This window comes from Bacillus haimaensis, from assembly GCF_048270625.1.
Lineage (GTDB): Bacteria > Bacillota > Bacilli > Bacillales > Bacillaceae_I > Sutcliffiella_A > Sutcliffiella_A haimaensis.
In genome coordinates this window covers 4,086,705-4,107,801 of sequence record NZ_CP158164.1, presented here as the reverse complement: position 1 = coordinate 4,107,801, position 21,097 = coordinate 4,086,705, and the positions used below count along the sequence as shown (strand labels likewise).

Annotated in this window: 20 protein-coding genes; 11 read left to right on the top strand and 9 right to left on the bottom strand. The window is 44.1% G+C overall.

What is annotated here, in order from left to right; translation table 11 throughout:
• Nucleotides 1-11: 11 nt before the first annotated feature.
• The 3 genes from ABN702_RS20865 to ABN702_RS20855 are packed head-to-tail and all read right to left on the bottom strand — an operon-like array spanning nt 12 to nt 2,372.
• The gene (locus ABN702_RS20865; RefSeq protein ID WP_417898519.1) at nt 12-815 is read right to left on the bottom strand and encodes a hypothetical protein; all 804 of its coding nucleotides are present in this window, start codon (nt 813-815) and stop codon (nt 12-14) included.
• Nucleotides 724-1,419 carry a phosphate propanoyltransferase gene (locus ABN702_RS20860; RefSeq protein WP_417898518.1) on the bottom strand — a complete coding sequence of 232 codons (696 nt, stop codon included), beginning with the start codon at nt 1,417-1,419 and terminating at the stop codon, nt 724-726. Before ABN702_RS20860 ends, ABN702_RS20865 begins: the two co-directional genes overlap by 92 nt.
• An 8-nt stretch (nt 1,420-1,427) precedes the next feature.
• Nucleotides 1,428-2,372, bottom strand: a complete 945-nt coding sequence (locus ABN702_RS20855; protein ID WP_417898517.1) for a sugar-binding transcriptional regulator — start codon at nt 2,370-2,372, stop codon at nt 1,428-1,430.
• Nucleotides 2,373-2,716: 344 nt separating this feature from the next.
• On the opposite strand from ABN702_RS20855, the gene ABN702_RS20850 reads away from it, so the two are divergent.
• The gene (locus tag ABN702_RS20850; RefSeq protein ID WP_417898516.1) at nt 2,717-3,202 is read left to right on the top strand and encodes an Hcp family type VI secretion system effector; all 486 of its coding nucleotides are present in this window, start codon (nt 2,717-2,719) and stop codon (nt 3,200-3,202) included.
• An 80-nt stretch (nt 3,203-3,282) separates the two neighbouring features.
• Here the strand turns inward: ABN702_RS20850 and ABN702_RS20845 are convergent, their stop codons facing one another.
• The 4 genes from ABN702_RS20845 to ABN702_RS20830 form a co-directional block, all read right to left on the bottom strand.
• Nucleotides 3,283-4,236, bottom strand: a complete 954-nt coding sequence (locus ABN702_RS20845) for an ABC transporter permease (protein ID WP_417898515.1) — start codon at nt 4,234-4,236, stop codon at nt 3,283-3,285.
• A gap of 3 nt (nt 4,237-4,239) precedes the next feature.
• On the bottom strand, nt 4,240-5,313 hold the full coding sequence (locus ABN702_RS20840) for an ABC transporter permease (RefSeq protein WP_204413244.1): 1,074 nt from the start codon (nt 5,311-5,313) through the stop codon (nt 4,240-4,242).
• Nucleotides 5,310-6,833 carry an ABC transporter ATP-binding protein gene (locus tag ABN702_RS20835; protein WP_417898514.1) on the bottom strand — a complete coding sequence of 508 codons (1,524 nt, stop codon included), beginning with the start codon at nt 6,831-6,833 and terminating at the stop codon, nt 5,310-5,312. Before ABN702_RS20835 ends, ABN702_RS20840 begins: the two co-directional genes overlap by 4 nt.
• Nucleotides 6,834-7,004: 171 nt before the next feature.
• Entirely contained in the window at nt 7,005-8,087 is a 1,083-nt protein-coding gene (locus ABN702_RS20830) for a BMP family lipoprotein (RefSeq protein WP_417898513.1), read from the bottom strand.
• A gap of 560 nt (nt 8,088-8,647) precedes the next feature.
• On the opposite strand from ABN702_RS20830, the gene rluF reads away from it, so the two are divergent.
• Nucleotides 8,648-9,355, top strand: a complete 708-nt coding sequence (gene rluF, locus ABN702_RS20825; protein ID WP_417900988.1) for a 23S rRNA pseudouridine(2604) synthase RluF — start codon at nt 8,648-8,650, stop codon at nt 9,353-9,355.
• 131 nt (nt 9,356-9,486) lie between these two features.
• On the opposite strand, the gene ABN702_RS20820 is transcribed toward rluF, so the two are convergent.
• Nucleotides 9,487-10,290: a hypothetical protein gene (locus tag ABN702_RS20820; protein ID WP_417898512.1), complete on the bottom strand. Its 804-nt coding sequence runs from the start codon at nt 10,288-10,290 to the stop codon at nt 9,487-9,489.
• 129 nt (nt 10,291-10,419) lie between these two features.
• Here ABN702_RS20820 and ABN702_RS20815 point away from each other — a divergent pair, with 129 nt between their 5' ends.
• The 5 genes from ABN702_RS20815 (at nt 10,420) to ABN702_RS20795 (ending at nt 15,933) form a co-directional block, all read left to right on the top strand.
• Nucleotides 10,420-11,526, top strand: a complete 1,107-nt coding sequence (locus ABN702_RS20815; RefSeq protein WP_417898511.1) for an ABC transporter ATP-binding protein — start codon at nt 10,420-10,422, stop codon at nt 11,524-11,526.
• Nucleotides 11,516-12,319 (top strand): ABC transporter permease, encoded by an 804-nt coding sequence (locus ABN702_RS20810; RefSeq protein ID WP_417898510.1) that lies wholly within the window; start codon nt 11,516-11,518, stop codon nt 12,317-12,319. The genes ABN702_RS20815 and ABN702_RS20810 overlap by 11 nt, the downstream gene beginning before the upstream one ends.
• 1 nt (nt 12,320) lies before the next feature.
• Nucleotides 12,321-13,124 carry an ABC transporter permease gene (locus ABN702_RS20805; RefSeq protein ID WP_417898509.1) on the top strand — a complete coding sequence of 268 codons (804 nt, stop codon included), beginning with the start codon at nt 12,321-12,323 and terminating at the stop codon, nt 13,122-13,124.
• A complete protein-coding gene (locus ABN702_RS20800) occupies nt 13,121-14,194 on the top strand; it encodes an ABC transporter substrate-binding protein (protein WP_417898508.1) in 1,074 nt (357 codons plus the stop codon). Before ABN702_RS20805 ends, ABN702_RS20800 begins: the two co-directional genes overlap by 4 nt.
• A gap of 251 nt (nt 14,195-14,445) precedes the next feature.
• Nucleotides 14,446-15,933 carry a peptide MFS transporter gene (locus tag ABN702_RS20795; protein ID WP_417898507.1) on the top strand — a complete coding sequence of 496 codons (1,488 nt, stop codon included), beginning with the start codon at nt 14,446-14,448 and terminating at the stop codon, nt 15,931-15,933.
• Between the two features lie 74 nt (nt 15,934-16,007).
• Here the strand turns inward: ABN702_RS20795 and ABN702_RS20790 are convergent, their stop codons facing one another.
• On the bottom strand, nt 16,008-17,057 hold the full coding sequence (locus ABN702_RS20790) for an NAD(P)/FAD-dependent oxidoreductase (protein WP_417898506.1): 1,050 nt from the start codon (nt 17,055-17,057) through the stop codon (nt 16,008-16,010).
• 199 nt (nt 17,058-17,256) lie between these two features.
• On the opposite strand from ABN702_RS20790, the gene ABN702_RS20785 reads away from it, so the two are divergent.
• The 4 genes from ABN702_RS20785 to ABN702_RS20770 all read left to right on the top strand — a co-directional run bounded on the left by ABN702_RS20785 (nt 17,257) and on the right by ABN702_RS20770 (nt 21,069).
• Nucleotides 17,257-18,102, top strand: coding sequence for an ABC transporter ATP-binding protein (locus tag ABN702_RS20785; protein WP_417898505.1), 846 nt, complete (start codon nt 17,257-17,259; stop codon nt 18,100-18,102).
• The gene (locus tag ABN702_RS20780; protein ID WP_417898504.1) at nt 18,053-18,982 is read left to right on the top strand and encodes an iron-hydroxamate ABC transporter substrate-binding protein; all 930 of its coding nucleotides are present in this window, start codon (nt 18,053-18,055) and stop codon (nt 18,980-18,982) included. Before ABN702_RS20785 ends, ABN702_RS20780 begins: the two co-directional genes overlap by 50 nt.
• A gap of 72 nt (nt 18,983-19,054) precedes the next feature.
• Nucleotides 19,055-20,065 carry a FecCD family ABC transporter permease gene (locus ABN702_RS20775; RefSeq protein WP_417900987.1) on the top strand — a complete coding sequence of 337 codons (1,011 nt, stop codon included), beginning with the start codon at nt 19,055-19,057 and terminating at the stop codon, nt 20,063-20,065.
• Nucleotides 20,062-21,069: a FecCD family ABC transporter permease gene (locus ABN702_RS20770; protein ID WP_417898503.1), complete on the top strand. Its 1,008-nt coding sequence runs from the start codon at nt 20,062-20,064 to the stop codon at nt 21,067-21,069. Before ABN702_RS20775 ends, ABN702_RS20770 begins: the two co-directional genes overlap by 4 nt.
• Nucleotides 21,070-21,097 lie beyond the last annotated feature (28 nt).

Here is a 21,097-nt window from a genome sequence, read left to right as displayed (position 1 = left end):
TTGTCTCCTTTCTAGGAGTCCTGTTTTTTCAGTTGTATCTTGAATTCCCTGGCCAAATCCTTTGCTACTGGGGTCAGCTTGCTTTTCTTTGGCAGATGTAGCTCTTCTAGACCTTCCTGGCTCGCTTTTTCAATATGCTTTGCGAGAATTAGAGGCTGTTTTTCATCAAAGGCCTGAAGCTGTTCCTTGACCGTACGTACAAGGCTGCTCAATGGCACCCATTTCACCTGATCGGCTTGAATCTGCCTTATGTACCCATCCACCCTGTTCTGAACAGCATATGGTGCTGAAATCTGCTGATACACATTGAACTCCACTTCGTCTTTCACCACAATCACCGGTTTTCCTAGCATCTGGAATTGAAGGACCAAGGAGGATATCGGATCGTCATCGATTGTCAGAGCAAGTTTTGCGAGCAATTGATAGGACGCAACGGGAAGCACAATCGCCCCAAGTTCATTCAGGAGCCTATTGACATCCTCGCGTTCCAGCCTCTCCAATGGCAAAATGGAATAGCCACTGAACGCATCCGGGTCAGCGAGATATTTCCTGCTCAAAAGCAGCGTTACTTCATAGCGTCCAGAAAGTATCGTAACCGCTTCCAAAACTCCTGTCAGATTACCAGTTTCGTAGCCAAGCAGGATGCCTATCGGCTTTTTTCCTTTTTGTTTTTGTTGATTCTGCTCGTTCAGATAAGCCTCCACTGCGTCCTGGACGAGCAGCTTAATCTTTTCCTTTACCGTTACATCCACAACCACAGCCTCCACTTCCTTTTGATGGGCGTTCGATGGCAATGATTTCACCAAGCTTTCCATTGTGTAGTCCAGCTGCATTTGCTTCATCAAGGTCGATATGCATTTCTAGCTTGTATCTTTCGGAGGACCGGATCAATACGTTGGAGAAAATCACTCCTCGGTCCCCATCCACCTTTACCTGCACGAAATCGCCATCCGAGACTCCGAATGTCTCTGCATCGCTTGGGTGCATGTGAATGTGGCGTGCAGCACAGATCAACCCTTCTTTCAAGGTCAGCTGACCACGCGGCCCCTGAATGGCAATGGATTCAGAGCCTTTTATATTCCCGGACTGTCGCACGGGCGGTTTTACACCAAGCGTGAATCCATCAAACAAGGATACTTCCACCTGGGTATCCCCTCTTGCAGGACCGAGGATCCTCACCTTTTCTATCTTCCCTTTTGGACCTATGAGTGTGACGGTCTCTTTGGCAGCAAATTGTCCAGGCTGAGAAAGGTCTTTTTGCTTTTGAAGCTTGTAGCCTCGACCGAAAAGCCGTTCGACATGTGCAACTGATAAATGAATATGCCGATTGGAAGCTGCAATTGGAACCATTTTTGCTGATTGCTGCAAGGAGTTTTGCACAACCTCCTGAACGAGCGCTTTAATTTTTTCCCTATCCATTCCTGTTATCACCCCTTTTCAAGTAAGGCTTTTGCCGTATACTGATCAGTAATCAGCACATTGGCATAGCCTCCCTTAAGAGCTCCCATCATTCCATCCGTTTTCTTGTTTCCACCCGCGACGAGAATGCTATATTCCTTTTTCGTCAGATGTGGCAGTTCAATGCCGATGGTTCGTTCGTTCAAGGACTGGTTGCTTAGATGCCCCTGTCCATCAATGAAACGGGAGCAGATATCTCCAACTGTGTGATTTCGCTTCAAGGTTTCGATATCCTCATCCAAAAAGTAGCCCGCTCGCATCAACGTGGAATGATCCCCAGGCTCACCAACCGTATAGATCGCAATGTTCGCCTGTATTCCAAGTTCCAGCACTTTTCTTATGTGACGGTCGGCTACTATGGCCTGTTTGACGACAGTGTGATCCACCACAGCAGGCACCGGCAAAAAGTGCGGCGTTGTATGGAACGCAGCTGCCAGCCCATTGAGTATTTCAGAAGCGTGGGTGTTCAATTCCGAATAGCTCACCCCGCCATTCAACTGAACGATGGTCACATCCTTTACGTTTTTCGGATAAAGCCTTTTGGAAAGCTCATAAAGTGTCGTACCCCAGGTGATGCCGATTGTATCGCCAGTTTTCACAATCGAATACAGGTAATCCGCCGCGGCCTCCCCAAGCTTTTCCTTGATCACCCTCTCCTCATTGGAATGGGAGGAGGTGACGACGCAGTGCTTCAACTGAAATCTGTCTCTTAACTGCTTGGCAAGCTGCTGCACATCTTCTGTAGGGTCATTGATGGTTACATGGACAATCCCATCCTGCTTCGCCTGCAGCAGCAGCCTTGAAACCGTAGGACGGGAGACACCCAATTTTTTCGCGATTTCCGCTTGGCTGAAATCCTGGACATAATACATTTTTGCCACTTCCACTAGACGAGCCATTTTCTCATTCGACATGTTCCACTCACCTAAATCTAAAATTATGTTCAAAACAACGGGACTTAAATTCGCTTTTTCTTGTGCTCTGGCTGCCATTTCTTAGAGGAATTAAACTTTAATTGGTTCAGTAAGCGTTTACAAATAAAATATTGTTCATGCGTCATGAACAAATGTTTACATATTTTATTATAAACCTACTAATAATTCTGTCAATACTACTTATTCTTAATAGTCTAAAACTTATCCAGTTCTCTACGTATCGAGGCAGAAGCCAATTTTACTGAAACCTATTAACTTGCCTACCCCTTCTCAGATAGGAAACATATATTGTACTAGAAACGATAGAAAGGATGTGTGTATGTATGGCTGTTAGATTATTTTTGGTTATTCCAGGGATCCCTGGGAACTCCACTGTTATTGGGTTTGAAGATTCTATTGAACTATTGACCTACTCGTTGAATTTCTTTAATTCCGCTATCCCTCAATCTTTGAGCTCCTTCACTGCCTCAAGGGCGACTTTAAGTCCATTGGTAATCACTAAACGTTCAGATAGATCCTCCCTCCCGCTATTATTTAACTTATTAACCGGCAGGACCATCAGGGAGATGACACTTTTTGTTACTGATGACACTGGGGGAGATTTTGAAACATTATTCACTATTACCTTAGAAAATGTTATTGTTACACAATTCAATCAATCAGGTGAGGATGGTGAAGATTCCCCTAGAGAAACCATTAATTTCCGTTACACTCGAATCACCATTGAGTCAAACGCTTTTGATGCAAATCAAGTTCTAACTTATGATTCTTCTACTAATAGAGCCACCTTCAGTGATGAAGTAACATAAAAACAAAAAAAACATACGTCCTAATGGATGTATGTTTTCTTCATTCGAAATCTATTCACCATGATTTTGTTGCTTTCTAATTATCTTTTTCCAGAATCAAACGGTTCTCCAACAGCCTTTGGTGCTTGTGAAGACTTGGAGAAAATAATCAGTGCAATAAGCGTTACTACATACGGGAATACTTTCAAGATCACTGGCGGAAATACTGCCAATGACGGAATTACCTGAGATACGTTTGCGATAGTGCTTGCAAACCCGAAGAAAAGGGTTGCTCCAAGGATTCCAAGCGGCTTCCATTGACCGAAGATTAAAGAAGCAAGGGCAAGGAAACCAAGTCCCGCAACCGTTCCGGAAAACTCGCCACCGAATGTTACGATGATGATGGCACCAGCCAGTCCGGAGAAAGCTCCGGAGATCATTACCCCGATATAGCGCATCTTTCTAACGCTGATACCTGCAGCCTCTGCAGCATGAGGATGCTCCCCGCATGCTCTCAGGCGAAGGCCGAATGGCGTCTTATACAGAGCAATCGTACTGATAATCAAGATGATCAGTACAATCCAGGTTGTACTGTATGTTTTAGTAAAGAACAGGCTTCCGATAACCGGAATGTCCGATAAAAAAGGAACGTCAAATGGACGCAAGCCATTGGAAATACGGATGTTCCCGCTTCCTGTAATATTACGGGCAAGGAAAACCGTGATGGCACCAGCAATCATGTTGATGGCTGTACCACTGATAATTTGATTCGCACTCAAGTTGATGCTTGCAAATGCATGCAGCAGGGAGAAAAGTAATCCCACAAGCGTCGCTACAATCAACCCGATCCAGATTGCCTTTGGATCTCCCGGCATCGCCTGTTGCATTTTCATGATCACAAGGGCACCAGAGAATGAACCTACTACCATAAGCCCCTCTAGTCCGATGTTCACGACTCCGCTTCTTTCACTGAATAATGCTCCTAAAGCTGTAATTAAAAGAGGGATTGTAAAAATAATTGCATACGGAGCTATTTGTTGTATGGTTGTCCACATAACCTATTCCCCCTCCTTGGCTTTCACGTTCGTGGATTGTTTGCTTTTACGTTTCTTGATCATAAAGCTGACAAGTCTTTCAATCAAAATACTTGTTGCTGCAAAGTAAATGATGATCGCGATAATGGAATCCGCAATTTCCGGCGGGATGTCGGTCATCGCGTTCATGAAACCGCGTCCGGAGTATAGAAGACCGAAGAACACCGCTGCCAAAAGAACCCCGATCCCGGTATTGGCACCAAGCAGTGCAACCGCAATTCCGTCAAATCCTTGAGTCGGCAGAATACCAATTTGAATACTATTGGAGTTACCTGCATAATACGCCACCCCACCAAGACCAGCAAGACCACCGGAGATCAGCATGGATGTGATCACGCTGCGGTTTACCGCAATACCTGCATACTCTGCTGCGTCACGATTGAAACCAACCGCCTTCAGCTCATATCCAAGCGTTGTTTTATTGATGACAAAAGAAAAGACAATAACTGCTATAACTGCAAGGAATAAACCTAAATTGATATACGATCCATCAAAAGCTTCAGTTAAAAAAGGCACTTTAAGGGATGCTGTATCCGGAAGTTTCTTTGATTCCGTTTCTAAGAATTCCCCTTTAAAATAAGCTGGAACTGCATAATATACCGTCCAGTAAGCGATCCAGTTCATCATGATCGTGGATACAACCTCATGAACATTGAATCTTGCTTTAAGTAAACCTGGAATGAATGCCCAAAGTGCCCCACCGATAAATCCGACAATAATCATCACCAAAAGCATGATTGGTTTTGGAGCATCAATGGATAAACCGATTGCTACAGCACAAAAACCACCAAACAACATTTGGCCCGCAGCACCGATGTTGAATAGTCCTGTACGGAATGCAAATGCAACCGATAATCCTGTGAAAATCAACGGTGTTGCAGTTGCAAGTGTATTACCGGTCCTTGAGATGTTCTTCAGACCGCCTTCAAACAAGTATTGATATCCTTCTATCGGGCTGTTTCCCGTGATAGCCATTAATATCGCCCCTGCAATCAGTCCAAGAACGACTGCAATCAGCGAGATAATTCCTGCTCTCATTCGTCTTCCCCCTTCTTCACGCCTGCCATCATAAGACCGATCTCGTTTTCATTTGTGTCTTTTGCGTCCACAATACCAACGAGCTGGCCATTATTCACGATAGCGATGCGATCCGATACATTTAATACTTCATCCAGTTCCAAAGATACAAGTAGAACGGCTTTTCCTTTATCTCTCTGTTCTATCAATCTCTTATGGATATATTCGATGGAACCTACATCCAGTCCACGAGTAGGCTGAACCGCGATCAACAACGTAGGATCCAGTTCGATTTCCCTTCCGATAACAGCCTTTTGCTGGTTTCCTCCGGATAGGGATCTTGTAACGGAAACCGCTCCTTGTCCAGAACGGACATCAAAGCTTTTGATGATATTATCTGCATGCTTTCTGATTTCAGAGAAATTCAGTAGCCCTCTTTTTGAAAAAGGCTTTTGATGGTAAAGCTCCAATACCATGTTTTCTTCAATGGTATAATCCAGGACCAGACCTCTCTTGTGGCGATCCTCCGGAATATGGGCTATACCCTTTGCAATTCTAGAGCGGATCGGAAGCTTAGTGATATCTGCTCCCTCAAAGGTGATTGTTCCGGAATCGACACTTTTCAACCCGGTGATGCTTTCTACAATTTCGGATTGTCCGTTTCCATCAACACCGGCAATACCAAGGATTTCTCCTTTTCTCAGTTCAAAGGACATATTTTTCAGTCCAAAAACGTCCTTGCCCTGCTTCACGGAAACGTCATCCATTTTAAGAACGACTTCGCCAGGTGTACTTTCTATTTTGCTCACTTTAAAGTTAACTTCACGGCCAACCATCATCTCGGCCATCTTTTCCTTGCTCGTTGCTGCAACATCTACGGTACCGATGGTTTTTCCTCTTCTGATCACCGTACATCTATCAGCCATTTCTTTGATTTCCTTCAATTTATGCGTGATGATGATGATGGACTTCCCTTCACCAATCAGGTTTTTCAGGATCTTACCAAGTTCCGTAATCTCCTGTGGTGTAAGAACCGCAGTGGGCTCGTCCAGGATAAGAACGTCCGCTTGACGATAAAGCATCTTCAAGATTTCTACACGTTGCTGCATTCCTACAGATATATCTTCTATTTTGGCATGGGGGTCTACATTAAGGCCGTACTTGACGGATAACTCTTCTATTCTTTTGCTTGCCGACTTTGTATCGAGCATGTAATAGTTGTGAGATTCAGAACCGAGAATGATATTTTCTGTAACGGTAAAGTTACTCACTAGCTTAAAATGCTGATGCACCATTCCGATCCCGAGCTTCGTTGCAACGTTCGGATTGGAAATTTTCGTTTCTTTTCCGTTGATCTTGATGGATCCTCGATCAGGTTGGTACATTCCAAACAGGATAGCCATAAGTGTGGACTTACCCGCTCCATTCTCACCTAACAGGGCATGAATCTCTCCCTGTTTCAGTTGAAGGGTAATATCGTCGTTGGCAACGATCCCGGGAAACTCCTTCCTGATATTGAGCATCTCAACTACATATTCCATATAGCGATTCTCCCTTTTGAAGAGCGTATTCAATCAGTATTTCTTCCAATTGAACACACTCGAGTATTATTTTTCCAAGAGGACAGACAACTAACCTCTAACAATATAGGCAACAAAAAAGACGGGACAACCCGTCTTTTTTTATTACATTATCAGCTTACTTTCTCTCTATTACTTGATCAAGTCACCTTGTTCAGAAGCTACTTTCACTTCACCGGACTTGATTAGTTCGAATACTTCATCAACTTTAGTAGTTGTATCTTCGCTTAGGTTCGGGTTCTCATCAGGAAGACCAACGCCATCGTTTTTCGCGTCAAACGTCAATGTTTCTCCACCAGGGAACTTGCCGTCTTTTTCAGCTTTGATCATATCAGCTGCCGCTTTGTCGATTTGCTTCATAGCAGAAGTAAGGATAACGGATTTGCCATCAGCGTATACGCCCTCTTCGTATTGGTCAACGTCAACTCCAACCATCCATACGTTTTCACCGTCTTGAACACGGTTTTTCGCTTCAGTGATCGCGCCGACACCAACACCACCAGCTGCTGCGAAGATTACATCCACACCACGATCAAACATTTGAGCAGCGATTTGCTGACCAGCTGCTACATCGTCAAAAGTTCCTTGATATACAACATTGTCCGCTTTGATTGTTACGTTTGTGCCAAGGTTTTCATTTGCATAAGCAAGACCTTGTTGGAAGCCCCAGTTGAATTTTTGTACTGGAGGAATTTCCATACCACCGATGAATCCTGCTTCACCGTCTTTAAGCTCTAACGCAGTTGCAACCCCAGCAAGGAATCCTGCTTCATGCTCTGCAAAGAAGATGGAAACTGTGTTCTCTCCTACTACAGGATTGAAATCTCCATTATGTGGAGAACCATCGATTAAAACGAATTTAGCATCTTCATATTGAGATTGTGCATTGAAGATAGCCGTTTCAAATTTAAAACCAGGAGTTACGATGAATTTGAAATCTGCATCGTATAGGTTTGTGATTTCTTTCATATAGTCTGCTTCTAATGTTCCAGCAGGCTTTAAGTATTTATTTTTTAGGCCCAATTCTTTCGTAGCTTCTTTGATACCTTCCCAAGTACCTTGGTTAAAAGATTTGTCATCGATTGTTCCAGCGTCTGTTACCATCCCGACTTTAAATCCACCTTTATCTCCACTGCCGCCGTCACTGCCGCAACCAACTAAAAACAACATAGTTGTCATGACAGTAATAATTGTAGCTAGTAATCCCTTTTTCATGCCTTAACTCCCCCAAAATTAAAAATTTATTGTAAATTGAAAACCCTTACTATCATACTATATTCGTTAACTTCTTATTTTTCAATATATGTTTTTAAAAGATAAACAAAATTCCCTGATTATATTTTCCTAGGAAAGAATTTTGTCGAGAAAAGCCGGATGATTAAAGAGTCAGACCTTAGACGTCTGGTAGAAATTACATAATTTACGGGAATATCTATGCAGAGGTCTTGTTGAAAAAAATAGATTTCTTCATGTAGGAAAAAGAGAGGTTTTTCAACAATTGTTCTCTTTGCGATAAGGACTTGGGTCCCGTATTTCTATTAAAATTTTCCATTCCCGCACCCTTGCATTTTTCATTTCATGGCCTTTTCACAAACGCTTTTTCCATATAATTAATATTCTTTAAATTTATTGCAATACTTTAAGCTAGATTCACGAGGATGGTGCATTCACTTACTATCCCCTTCTCCATTTGAAAGCCACTCTATCTTTATTGTATGATTAGGTTGTTCAAAACAACTATTCATAAGAATTTTTCATATAAGGACGTGGGTACACTGCGAGTAAATAAATTCATTAGCGATTCTGGCATAGCATCCAGACGCGGAGCAGATAAACTGATTGAAGAAGGTAGAGTGAAAATCAATGGCAAGGTAGCCAAAATAGGCGGACAGGTGGAGCCTGGAGATGAGGTGCTGGTGAACGGACAGCTTATCCGCATCGCCCGTGATAATGTCTATATTGCATTAAACAAACCAGTCGGAATCACTTGTACGACCGAAAAGCATGTAAAAGGAAATATCATCGACCTAGTCAACCATCCTCTGCGCTTGTCCCATATCGGCCGATTGGACAAGGAATCCGAAGGACTGATCCTTCTTACGAATGACGGGGATATCATCAATGAGATCCTCCGTCCGGAAAATAAGCATGAAAAAGAGTACATCGTCTCGGTAGACAAGCCGATTACACCTGATTTTGTGAAGCAAATGTCTGAAGGTGTGAAAATTCTCGGAACCAAAACCCTGCCATGCAAAGTGGAGCAGTTGTCCAAGTTTGATTTCAAAATCATCCTGACACAAGGATTGAACCGCCAGATCCGCCGCATGTGTGCCGAGCTTGGCTATGAAGTATACCGCCTCCAGCGCACGCGCATCATGAACATCGAATTGAACAACCTTCCAATGGGACAATGGCGCGACCTCAGCAAAAAAGAAAAAAAGCAGCTTTTCGCTGAATTGAACTACGAACCAAAAGAATGGTAAAAAGTAATAGGGGCCAGACCCCTATGATTATGTAAACTCGAGAAAGAGGAAGCCGTCATCGGCTTCCTCTTTCCTTTTGAATATGATAGGAGAAAGGTGATCAATCCTTTCTTCTATATTAGGTCTAGCTATTACTCTCTATCAAATAGAGAATAAAGCATCACTCCAGTTGAAAGGTCCAGATTTAGATTTGTTTCTGTATCATCGTCTGAATTAGTAGTTTCAAGTCCCATATTTGCCATTGCATCCAAACTGGCACCTGATGAAGAAACGACGTTATCTTCATCAGCGGTTGCCATGAATCCCAATGCGTTTTGGCTGTCAAGATTCAAGCCAGTTTTCACTGTGTCTTCGTCATCACTTTCTGTTGCCATCAGGGTGAGAGCACCAGCTGTAGAGTTCATTGCTTGAATACCAGCCTGCTCTTCATTTGAAGAAAGTAATCCACCTAAATCTGTACTGCTGTTTCCACCGACCATTCCATTAAAAGAAGATTCGTCTTCATTATCTTTGCTTTCAAACATACCCATCAGGCTCGCACCAGTCATTCCGTTTACCATCGCTGAAGAGTCTTCATCTTCATAGCCCGCGATGACACCTGTTGCTGCATCTGTTTCGAATGCACCTGTGATTGTATCTTCCTCTTCGTTGCTTTCAACCATTGTATCCAGGACTGCTGTTGTTGTAGCATTCGACCAAGCTGAAGAATCCTCACCTTCATAACCTGCTGCCACACCTGTTGCTGCAGCCGCTGTAGTTTCAGCTTTGAAAGAATCTTCATTCGTTTCAACTGTAGTCATTCCGGCAGCATCTGCAGAACCGTTTATAGAAGCTTCACTGTCTTCATCAGATAAAGCAGCTCCAATTCCGTTGGAAGATTGGCCCCCTACAGCTGCCGAAACATCTTCCGATCCTAAACACCATTGTATTTTCATGCATTTCATGTATAATTGTTTCGAATTAAATATTTTTAATTTTCGAAATGAAAGAGCGTTCCATTTGGTTCCATTTATAATAGAAGATTAACCTATAGCAGAAAAAATTCGATTTACAGGGAGGTTGCTATGTCAAACGCAATCATTCAATTCAAGAATGTAAAAAAGCAATACGATCAGGGCACGGCTGTATTGGATAATGTCAGCTTTGAAATTGAACGGGGGAAATTCTATACGCTGCTTGGTCCTTCCGGATGCGGTAAAACAACAATCCTACGTTTGATTGCCGGATTTACCGAAGCAACGGATGGAGAGATCTTTTTTAACGGAACGAAGATTAATGATGTTCCTGCCAATAAGCGTCAGGTGAACACCGTATTCCAGGATTACGCCTTGTTTCCTCATCTGAATGTTTATGAAAATGTAGCATTCGGCCTTCGAATCAAAAAGATGAAAAATTTGGATGTAAAGGCAAAAGTAAAGGAAGCGCTGAGCTTCGTAAACCTGGAAGGCTTTGAGGAGCGTGAAATCAGGGAGATGTCAGGTGGACAACGGCAGCGTGTAGCGATCGCACGTGCCATCGTCAACGAGCCGGAGGTCATTCTTCTGGATGAACCTTTATCGGCACTGGATTTGAAGCTGCGTACCGAAATGCAGTACGAACTGCGGGAGCTTCAGCAGCGGCTCGGAATCACATTCATTTTTGTCACACATGATCAAGAAGAAGCATTGGCGATGTCAGACGAGATCTTTGTCATTAATGAAGGAAAAATTCAGCAGAGTGGAACACCGATAGATATTTATGATGAACCAATCAACCGTTTTGTGGCTGATTTCATCGGGGAATCGAATATCGTAGCCGGGAAAATGATCCGGGATTACCTAGTGGAATTTGCCGGAAAGGAATTTGAGTGTGTGGATAAAGGGTTGAAGCCGAACGAAACGGTCGAGATCATCATTCGTCCGGAGGATTTGGAGATAACGACACCAGAACAGGGGAAATTGCAGGTTCGCGTGGATTCCCAACTTTTCCGAGGCGTTCACTATGAAATCAGCAGCTATGACCAGGATGGCAACGAGTGGCTGGTACACTCGACGAAAAAGGCTGCGGTAGGGGATACGATCGGTCTTTATTTTGGTTCAGAAGCGATTCACGTTATGCGTATCGGGGAGTCGGAAGAGGATTTCGATCGACGTCTAGAGGCATATACCATAGGAGAACCAAATGGAAAATAGAGTATCAAGGAATCTTTACTTTATTCCCTACGCCCTTTGGATAGCCCTGTTTGTCGTTGCACCTATCCTGCTTGTGCTCTATTATTCTTTTTTTGACATTGAAGGGAACCTTTCCATAGCAAATTATCAGAAGTTCTTTACACCGGTCTATCTGAAAATGACCTTCAGCTCCTTCTGGTACGCTTTTCTTATTACAGCCATTTCGCTGTTGGTGGCTTACCCTACCGCCTATCTGTTAACAAAAACGCGTCATAAGCATTTATGGCTCTTATTATTGATTGTACCTTCCTGGATCAATCTTCTGTTGAAGGCCTATGCATTTTTAGGGATTTTCGGTACATATGGAGTAGCGAACAGTTTCCTGGAGGTGTTGGGGATTGGAACCCAGCAGATCCTTTTTACCGATTTCAGCTTTGTTTTTGTGTCGGTATACATTTTCATTCCATTTATGATACTGCCGATTTTCAATGCCCTGAACGAGCTAAATCCTACGCTTGTAGATGCAGCGAACGATTTGGGCGCATCCCGCTTCACCACCTTCCGCCGCGTGGTTCTGCCACTTACGATGGACGGAGTGAAAGTAGGATGTCAGATCGTTTTTATCCCGGCATTGTCCCTATTTATGCTGACCCGGTTAATTGCAGGAAACCGCGTCATCACTTTAGGTACAGCCATTGAGCAACATTTCCTTGTGACACAGGATTGGGGAATGGGCTCGACGATTGCCGTCTTTTTAATTATCATCATGTTCCTGTTTATGAAAATGACAAGCAGCAGAAAGCGAGGGATTTAGGTTGGATAGAAAAATATCTCACTCGTCAAAACTATTTCTCGGTATGATTTTCATCATCCTATACTTGCCTATTTTCTTTTTGATTTTCTATTCGTTCAACAGCGGTGGAAACATGTATGATTTTGAAAGCTTTAGCCTGGATTCGTATCGGGAGCTGTTCGAGGATACACGACTTCTGATCATTGTCCTGAATACCCTGCTTATCGCTTTGCTATCTGCCCTTATCTCCACGATTATCGGCGTGTTCGGGGCATTGGCAATCCATTCTTTTAAAAGAAGAAGCACGAAAAACACACTGCTATCTTTAAACAACGTTCTGATTGTCAGTCCAGACGTTATTATCGGTGCCTCCTTCCTGATCCTATTTACAATGGCAGGCATTAAGCTTGGACTTTATTCGGTTCTGTTATCCCATATCGCCTTTTCTGTGCCGATTGTGGTATTGATGGTCCTACCGAAGCTTTTGGAAATGAGTCCCTCTCTGATTGATGCGGCCCATGATCTAGGGGCGAACCGCTGGGATGTATTAAGGAAAGTGGTACTGCCCTACATCACGCCTGGTATTTTCGCAGGGTTCTTTATGGCTTTGACCTACTCGCTTGATGACTTTGCCGTTACTTTTTTCGTGACAGGAAACGGATTTACCACCCTTTCCGTTGAGATCTATTCTCTTGCACGGCGCGGAATATCCTTGAATATTAATGCATTGTCCACCCTGCTTTTCCTTTTCACCATTATTCTGGTGATTGTGTACTACTTCATTACAATGCGCAACAAGCCAAGTGGAATGGGGGTTAGACGATGAGAAAGCTTGTCCAGTTTTTCATCTTGATTGTACTTGTTTCTGGGGTACTTCTATTTACCATTACCAAAATGAATGAATCGCAGGGCTTTACAAGCGGCAATACGCTCACCATATACAACTGGGGGGACTATATCAACACCGACCTGATCGACCTCTTTGAAGAAGAAACCGGAGTGAAGGTCATCTATGAAACATTCGATTCGAATGAGGCGATGAAAACGAAAATAGAACAAGGCGGAACCACCTATGACATTGCGGTTCCATCTGAATATATGATTGACAAAATGCGCCAGGAGAATCTGCTCATCCCGCTGGACCACTCGAAGCTCCCTAACCTGAAAAATATTGATGAACGCTTCATGGACCTTCCTTTTGACCCAGAAAACAAGTATTCTGTGCCTTACTTTTGGGGGACGGTCGGAATTGTGTACAATCCCACCATGCTTGATGGGAAGGAAATCACGAGCTGGAATGACCTGTGGGATGAAGATCTAAAAAATGAAATCTTGCTCATAGATGGGGCACGTGAAGTCATGGGAATGGGACTGAACAGCCTTGGGTATTCGCTGAATGATACCGATCCTGCGCATCTTTTGGAAGCAAAGGAAAAACTGAATGCCCTCACACCAAATATCAAGGCGATTGTCGGGGATGAAAGCAGAATGCTTCTTGAAAACCAGGAGGCTGCAATCGGTCTTGTCTGGTCCGGTGTGGCGTCTGAACTCATGTTCGAGAACGAGGACCTGGAATATGTGGTACCGATTGAGGGATCCAATCTCTGGTTTGACAATATGGTCATCCCGAAAACCGCCAAGAATGTGGAAGCAGCCCACCAGTTCATCAATTTTATGCTTGATGCCGAGGTCGCAGCCGAAAACACGGAATATGTTAGCTATTCCACCCCGAACAAAGCTGCTCTTCCACTTTTGCCAGAAGAGCTTGTAAATGATGAACGCTTCTATCCGTCACCGGAACTGACGGAAAAGCTGGAAGTCTACGAGAATCTCGGTGTAAAAAACCTGGCTTACTATAATGAATTGTTCCTGGAATTTAAAATGCATCGAAAATAACAATCATGACGAACTTTTTTTCATCTTTTTACTGGTGAAGGGAAGTTCGTTTTTTAGTTCCATCGACCCACCATCATTCTCAAATATATTCCATTTTATCCATTCTTATATCCCTCTTTGTAACATTTTATTAATATAGTATTATTCTTGTCATAAAACCGCTTCCATTTGAAATAATACAGTTAATTATTGCTTTTTGACAAAATTGAAATATTTTTTTATTATATTAGAAACGTTGAGGGGGCTATAAAATGTCTGATTTTAATAAACAGAAAATTGTGGATAGCGTTCCTCAAAAAGGGTTCTTTGGACACCCTAAGGGACTATTCACTCTATTTTTTACTGAGTTTTGGGAGCGCTTTTCCTACTATGGAATGAGGGCTATCCTTGTATTTTACATGTACTATGAGATTTCTGATGGTGGACTTGGTCTATCAGAGGAGCTTGCACTATCCATCATGTCGATCTACGGTGCATTGGTCTATATGTCAGGAGTAATTGGCGGCTGGCTGGCTGACAGGATTTTCGGTACCTCCAGGGCCATTTTCTATGGCGGTATCCTAATCATGTTCGGACATATCGCACTTGCTGTACCTGGCAGTCTTTCCATGTTCTTTGTTTCCATGGTTCTGATCGTTATCGGTACAGGTCTGTTAAAGCCTAACGTATCGAGCGTAGTAGGAGATATGTATGCGGAAGGCGATAACCGCCGGGATGCAGGATTCAGTATCTTCTATATGGGGATCAACTTGGGGGCTTTCCTATCTCCACTTATTACTGGAGAATTGGCAAAAGAAAGCTTCCATCTTGGATTCGGTGTCGCTGCAGTCGGGATGTTCCTTGGACTTTTAGTATTCATGCTTACAAAGAAGAAGACTTTGGGTCTAGCAGGAACTTATGTTGCCAACCCGTTGAAACCTGCTGAAAAGAAAAAGCTGTCGCTTATTTTTGGTATCGGTATCATTGTTATTGGTGTGCTTTTAGCGATCCTGATTCCAAATGGTCTATTTACTATTAAAACAGTTATTAACATGGTAGGTATCTTTGGCGTAGCCATTCCGACCATTTATTTTATTGTGATGTACCGCAGCCCTAAAACAACGGCAGTGGAGCGTTCACGCATTATTGCCTATATTCCGTTGTTTATTGCTGCTGCAATGTTCTGGGCAATCCAGGAGCAAGGTTCCACCATTCTTGCTTTATATGCGGATAAACGTACACAGCTTGAATTTGCTGGAATAACAATCTCTCCAGCTTGGTTCCAATCCTTGAACCCATTATTCATCATCATCCTTGCACCTGTTTTTGCATGGATGTGGGTAAGACTTGGAAAGTATCAGCCATCTGTCCCGAAAAAGTTCTCCTTGGGACTGCTGTTTGCCGGTTTGTCTTTCCTTGTCATTCTAATCCCTGGTTATCTTGGCGGAGGAGCATTGGTAAGTCCGTTATGGCTTGTCCTGAGCTACTTCATCGTCGTACTTGGGGAATTGTGTTTGTCACCGGTCGGCCTTTCCGCAACAACGAAACTGGCTCCTGCAGCATTCTCTGCTCAAACCATGAGTATCTGGTTCCTGGCAAGTGCTGCGGCTCAGGCAATCAATGCCCAGCTCGTCAGATTCTATAATCCGGAAAATGAAGTAATGTATTTCGGTACCATCGGCGGAGCTGCCATTCTGTTGAGCATCCTATTGTTTATCCTTTCACCGAAGATTCAAGTGTTGATGAAGGGTGTTAAATAAAGAATTTTAATAAAAAGGGGCCTGACCCTTAACGCTTTAAAGCGTTGAGGGTCAGGCCCCTTTTTTAGCTATATCTATTTCATCATTTCCTTTACAAGCTTGCGATTGCGTTTTTTGAAGACATCGTTGTGGGACGACACCATCGCCGCTCCAGGTGCGGTTGGTTGGATGTACTGTTTCGCTTTATTCACAGCATTGGCGGCATCCTGAAAGGCACCTGAAATCAAGTGCAGCTTTCCATCATGCTTCAGGATATCCCCTGCTGCATATAGGCCATCTACTGATGACTCACTGTTGGCATTGCCCGCTACATAGAAATTATCTGCAATCTCAATATTTAAATCACTGTTCTGCAAAAGACTTGCGTCCTGTTCGTACCCGTGGTTGATAATCACTTCATCAATCTCGAGGTAACAGATTTCCCCTGTTTCCGAATTGGTCAGCTCCACCTTTTCGATTTCTTCCTGATTGGAATCGGCAATCAGCTTTGTAATGCTGGTTTGGAACATGCACTCGATCGAGCTGGTCAAAAGCTGTTTAACCTGTGCTTCATGACCGCCTAAAGCGTCCTTTCGGCAAGTCAGGTACACTTTTTTCGCAATGGGCTCCAGTTCATTCGCCCAGTCGATGGCCGTGTTTCCGCCGCCTGAAATAATGACGGTTTTGTCCCGGAAATGCTTTAAGGATTTCACGGTATAGTTCAGATTGGAAACCTCGAATCGTTCCGCTCCTTCAATATTGAGCCTTTGCGGATTAAGAATTCCACTCCCGACTGCAACAATCACCGTTTTGGAATAATGCTTCTGTCCTGAAGCTGTATGGAGAATAAAGATTCCCTCTTCATCCTTTGTGATGCTATCCACTTTTTCGTTCAGCACGACCTCCGGGTTGAACGTCATTCCCTGCTGAACGAGCTGCTCAATTAATTTTGCGCCTGGAATCGGGGTCTGGCCACCAACATCCCAAATCACTTTTTCGGGATAAACATGAATTTTTCCACCAAGCTGTGGCTGATACTCGATTATTTTTGTTTTCATCTCTCTCAGGCCGCTATAAAAGGCCGAGTATAATCCTGCCGGTCCGCCGCCAATGACTGTTACATCATATATATCCATTTCCCTCATATATGCACACCCCTCGTATCCCCGAAAAGAGTAATTGATTATCATTCTCACTCAAATATACGACTTTCTTTCTATTTTTACAACACAAAAAACGGTTGACAGAAGAATTGGTTGGTTTTATAGTATAAATGTACCGACATTGATAATCATTATCAACTGTTTTTTATTTACATATTTTTAAACATTGGGAGGGTTCAGCATGGTGAGACTTTACACGAATGAATTAAACATTGGCTATGGTGAGCGTCTCATTGTCAAGGATCTTTCAGTAGAGATCCCTGACAAGCAGATTACCACCATTATCGGTTCCAATGGCTGTGGAAAGTCGACACTATTGAAAGCGATCACTCGCATCATTTCCCAGCAATCCGGGACTGTGGTTCTAGACGGTCAGGATATTTCACGCGAGAATACCAAATTGCTCGCAAAAAAGATGGCCATCCTTCCACAAACCCCGGAAAGTGCAAGTGGACTGACAGTCGGGGAGCTCGTTTCCTATGGCCGATTTCCTCATCAAAAAGGATTTGGACGTCTGACGAAAAAGGATTATGAAGTCATCGATTGGGCGCTTCAGGAAACAGGTACCCTCGATTTCAAATTCCGGCCAGTAGATTCCCTCTCAGGCGGCCAGCGTCAACGTGTGTGGATTGCCATGGCACTGGCTCAGGAAACGGAGATCATCTTCCTCGATGAACCGACCACCTACCTTGATATGGCCCACCAACTGGAGGTCCTGGAGCTTTTGCAGCGTCTGAACCGGGAACAGGGGCGAACCATCGTCATGGTCCTGCATGATCTGAATCAGGCTGCCCGCTTCGCCGATTACCTGATCGCCTTAAAGGATGGTCATATTATTAAGGCGGGTAACTGTGAGGAAGTCATCCATCCCGATGTGTTAAGAGAAGTGTTCCAGATTGACGCCGTCATCGGACGAGATCCGCGAACAGATAAACCAATGTGTATCACTTATAATTTACTCAAAGGAGATAATACCCATGAAGAAAATTCTAGTACCATTCGTATTCCTGCTCTTACTGGTTGTTAGCGCGGCATGCGGTAACAGTAACAACAATAATGCAACATCAGATGATATTAACAAAGAAGGTTCTGCTGAAACCATCACCTATGAATCAGAAAACGGTCCTGTAGAAGTACCGGCAAACCCAGAGCGTGTCATTGTTCTTTCATCTTTTGCAGGTAATGTCATGGCACTGGATGTAGACCTTGTTGGAGTAGACTCCTGGTCTGCGATGAATCCCCGCTATGCTGAATATCTGGAAGGCGTGGAACAAGTAACAGATGAGGACCTGGAGAAAATCATTGAATTGGATCCGGATTTGATCATCGGACTTTCCACAATCAAAAACGTTGAAAAATTGAATGAAATTGCCCCTACTGTAACTTTTACATACGGTAAATTGGATTACCTTACACAGCACCTTGAAATCGGAAAGCTTTTAAACAAGGAAAAAGAAGCACAGGATTGGATTGACGACTTCAAGCAGCGTGCAGCTGCTGCAGGTGATGAAATCAAAGCAAAAATCGGAGAGAACGCAACAGTATCCGTTATTGAAAACTTCGATAAAGAGCTTTATGTATTCGGCGACAACTGGGCTCGCGGAACCGAAATCCTTTATCAGGAAATGAAACTTAACATGCCGGAAAAAGTGAAGCAGACAGCTCTAAAGGATGGCTACTATACATTGTCCTTTGAAGTGCTTCCTGAATTTGCTGGCGACTATGTCATTTTCAGTAAAAATTCAGACGGCGACACTTCCTTCCAGGAAACAGAAACATACAAAAATATCCCTGCTGTAAAAAATGGACAGGTATTTGAAGTAAATGCAAAAGAATTCTATTTTAACGATCCTATCTCTCTAGAGTTCCAACTGGAATTCTTCCAGGATAAATTTTTAGGCAGATAATATGTATGATGGCAAGAGGGATTCTGGTTTGATGGGAATCCCTCTTAATCTATAAAAGAAAAGATGAACATGATGATGAGTGAAAAACAAAGAAGCATTCCATTCCTAATAAAACTTATTGCTGGAATTTTGGTATTTGCCGGAACATTTCTGGTTGCAATGCTCTTTGGAGCTGCTGATACCTCAATGAAGGATGTCTGGTCAGCCCTTACTGCAACTGATTTGGATGAAAAATCCACGATGATTCGTGAAATCCGCCTTCCCCGGGAAGTGGCGGCTATTTTTGTTGGGGCGGCATTATCGGTCTCAGGTGCCATCATGCAAGGGATGACGAGAAACCCGCTAGCTGACCCCGGGCTACTCGGGCTTACTGCTGGAGCCAACGCAGCGCTCGCGGTAACGCTCGCATTTTCACCTTCCACCAATTACTTCGGTATCATGATTGCCTGCTTTATTGGAGCGGCAGTTGGGGCGACGATGGTTTTTGGAATCGGTGCCATGAAGCGTGGCGGCTTTTCCCCTTTCCGCATCGTGCTGGCCGGTGCTGCTGTTTCCGCCTTCCTGTTTGCGATTGCAGAGGGAGTCGGGCTCTATTTTAAAATATCCAAGGATGTATCGATGTGGACGGCAGGCGGAATCATCGGAACGAATTGGTCACAGCTGCAGATCATCATTCCTTTCATTACCGTCGGGATTCTGATCTCCATCTATCTCTCCAGACAGCTGACGATCCTCAGCTTGAGTGAAGAGGTCGCAGTCGGACTGGGACAAAAGACGGTGCTTGTAAAATCGGTGCTATTCATCGTGATTGTATTGCTGGCAGGAGCCTCTGTGGCACTTGTCGGGAACATGGCCTTTATTGGATTGATGATCCCCCATATTGTCCGTGCGATTGTGGGGACGGATTACCGTTTCATTCTGCCGATGTCCGCAGTGGTCGGTGCTACATTCATGCTGCTTGCAGACACGGTTGGCCGGACATTGAATGCTCCATTCGAAACACCTGTAGCAGCCATTGTGGCATTGCTCGGATTGCCTTTCTTCCTCATCATCGTACGTAAAGGGGGCAAGGAATTCTCATGATACATCCATCTTTGATCAGAAGACAGCGCTTGATCCTCGGATTGCTTGCTTTGCTTGTTCTTCTCACGGTCGTCGTAGGAATCGGGATCGGCTACTCCTCTGTTTCCCATGATCGACTACTGCCAACATTGCTTGGAAACGGTACCTTCAAGGAGGAATTTGTCCTGTTTTCCATTCGGCTGCCAAGGATCATCATTACATTTTTGGCTGGAATGGCGCTGGCGTTAGCGGGGAGCATCCTGCAAGGTATCACCAGGAACGATCTGGCCGACCCTGGCATTATCGGGATTAATACTGGCGCCGGAGTGGCCATTACTATATTTTTCCTATATGTACCAATTGAAGCGGGATCTTTTGTTTACATTCTCCCACTTGTAGCTTTTATAGGGGCATTGCTTACAGCCTGCCTGATTTATCTTTTTGCCTACAGCAAGCAGACAGGACTGCAGCCGGTCCGACTTGTGTTGACAGGTGTCGGATTCTCCATGGCCCTCTCAGGGATTATGGTCGTCCTTATTTCGAGTGCAGACAGGGAAAAAGTGGACTTTATAGCAAAATGGCTGGCAGGAAACATCTGGGGGACGGACTGGCCGTTCATACTGGCTCTCCTTCCATGGCTGATTGTACTTATACCGTTTACCCTATATAAGGCGAATAGACTAAACCTATTGGCATTGAGTGAACCGGTATCGGTGGGAGTCGGCCTGTCAGTGGAAAGAGAGAGGCTGGTCATGCTCTTTACCGCTGTGGCACTTGCAGCCTCCGCCGTTTCTGTAACAGGAGGAATCGCCTTTGTCGGCCTGATGGCACCGCACATCGCCAAAGCACTCGTCGGCCCGAGAAACCAGCTCTTCCTGCCTGTAGCAATCCTGATTGGGGGCTGGCTGCTCCTCTTTGCAGACACACTCGGCCGCAACCTAGTCGACCCAAGCGGCATTCCTGCAGGGATTATGGTCGCGTTGATTGGTGCACCGTACTTTATGTATTTGTTGTTGAAGAAATAAAAAAAAGGGGCCTGACCCCCCTTATTAT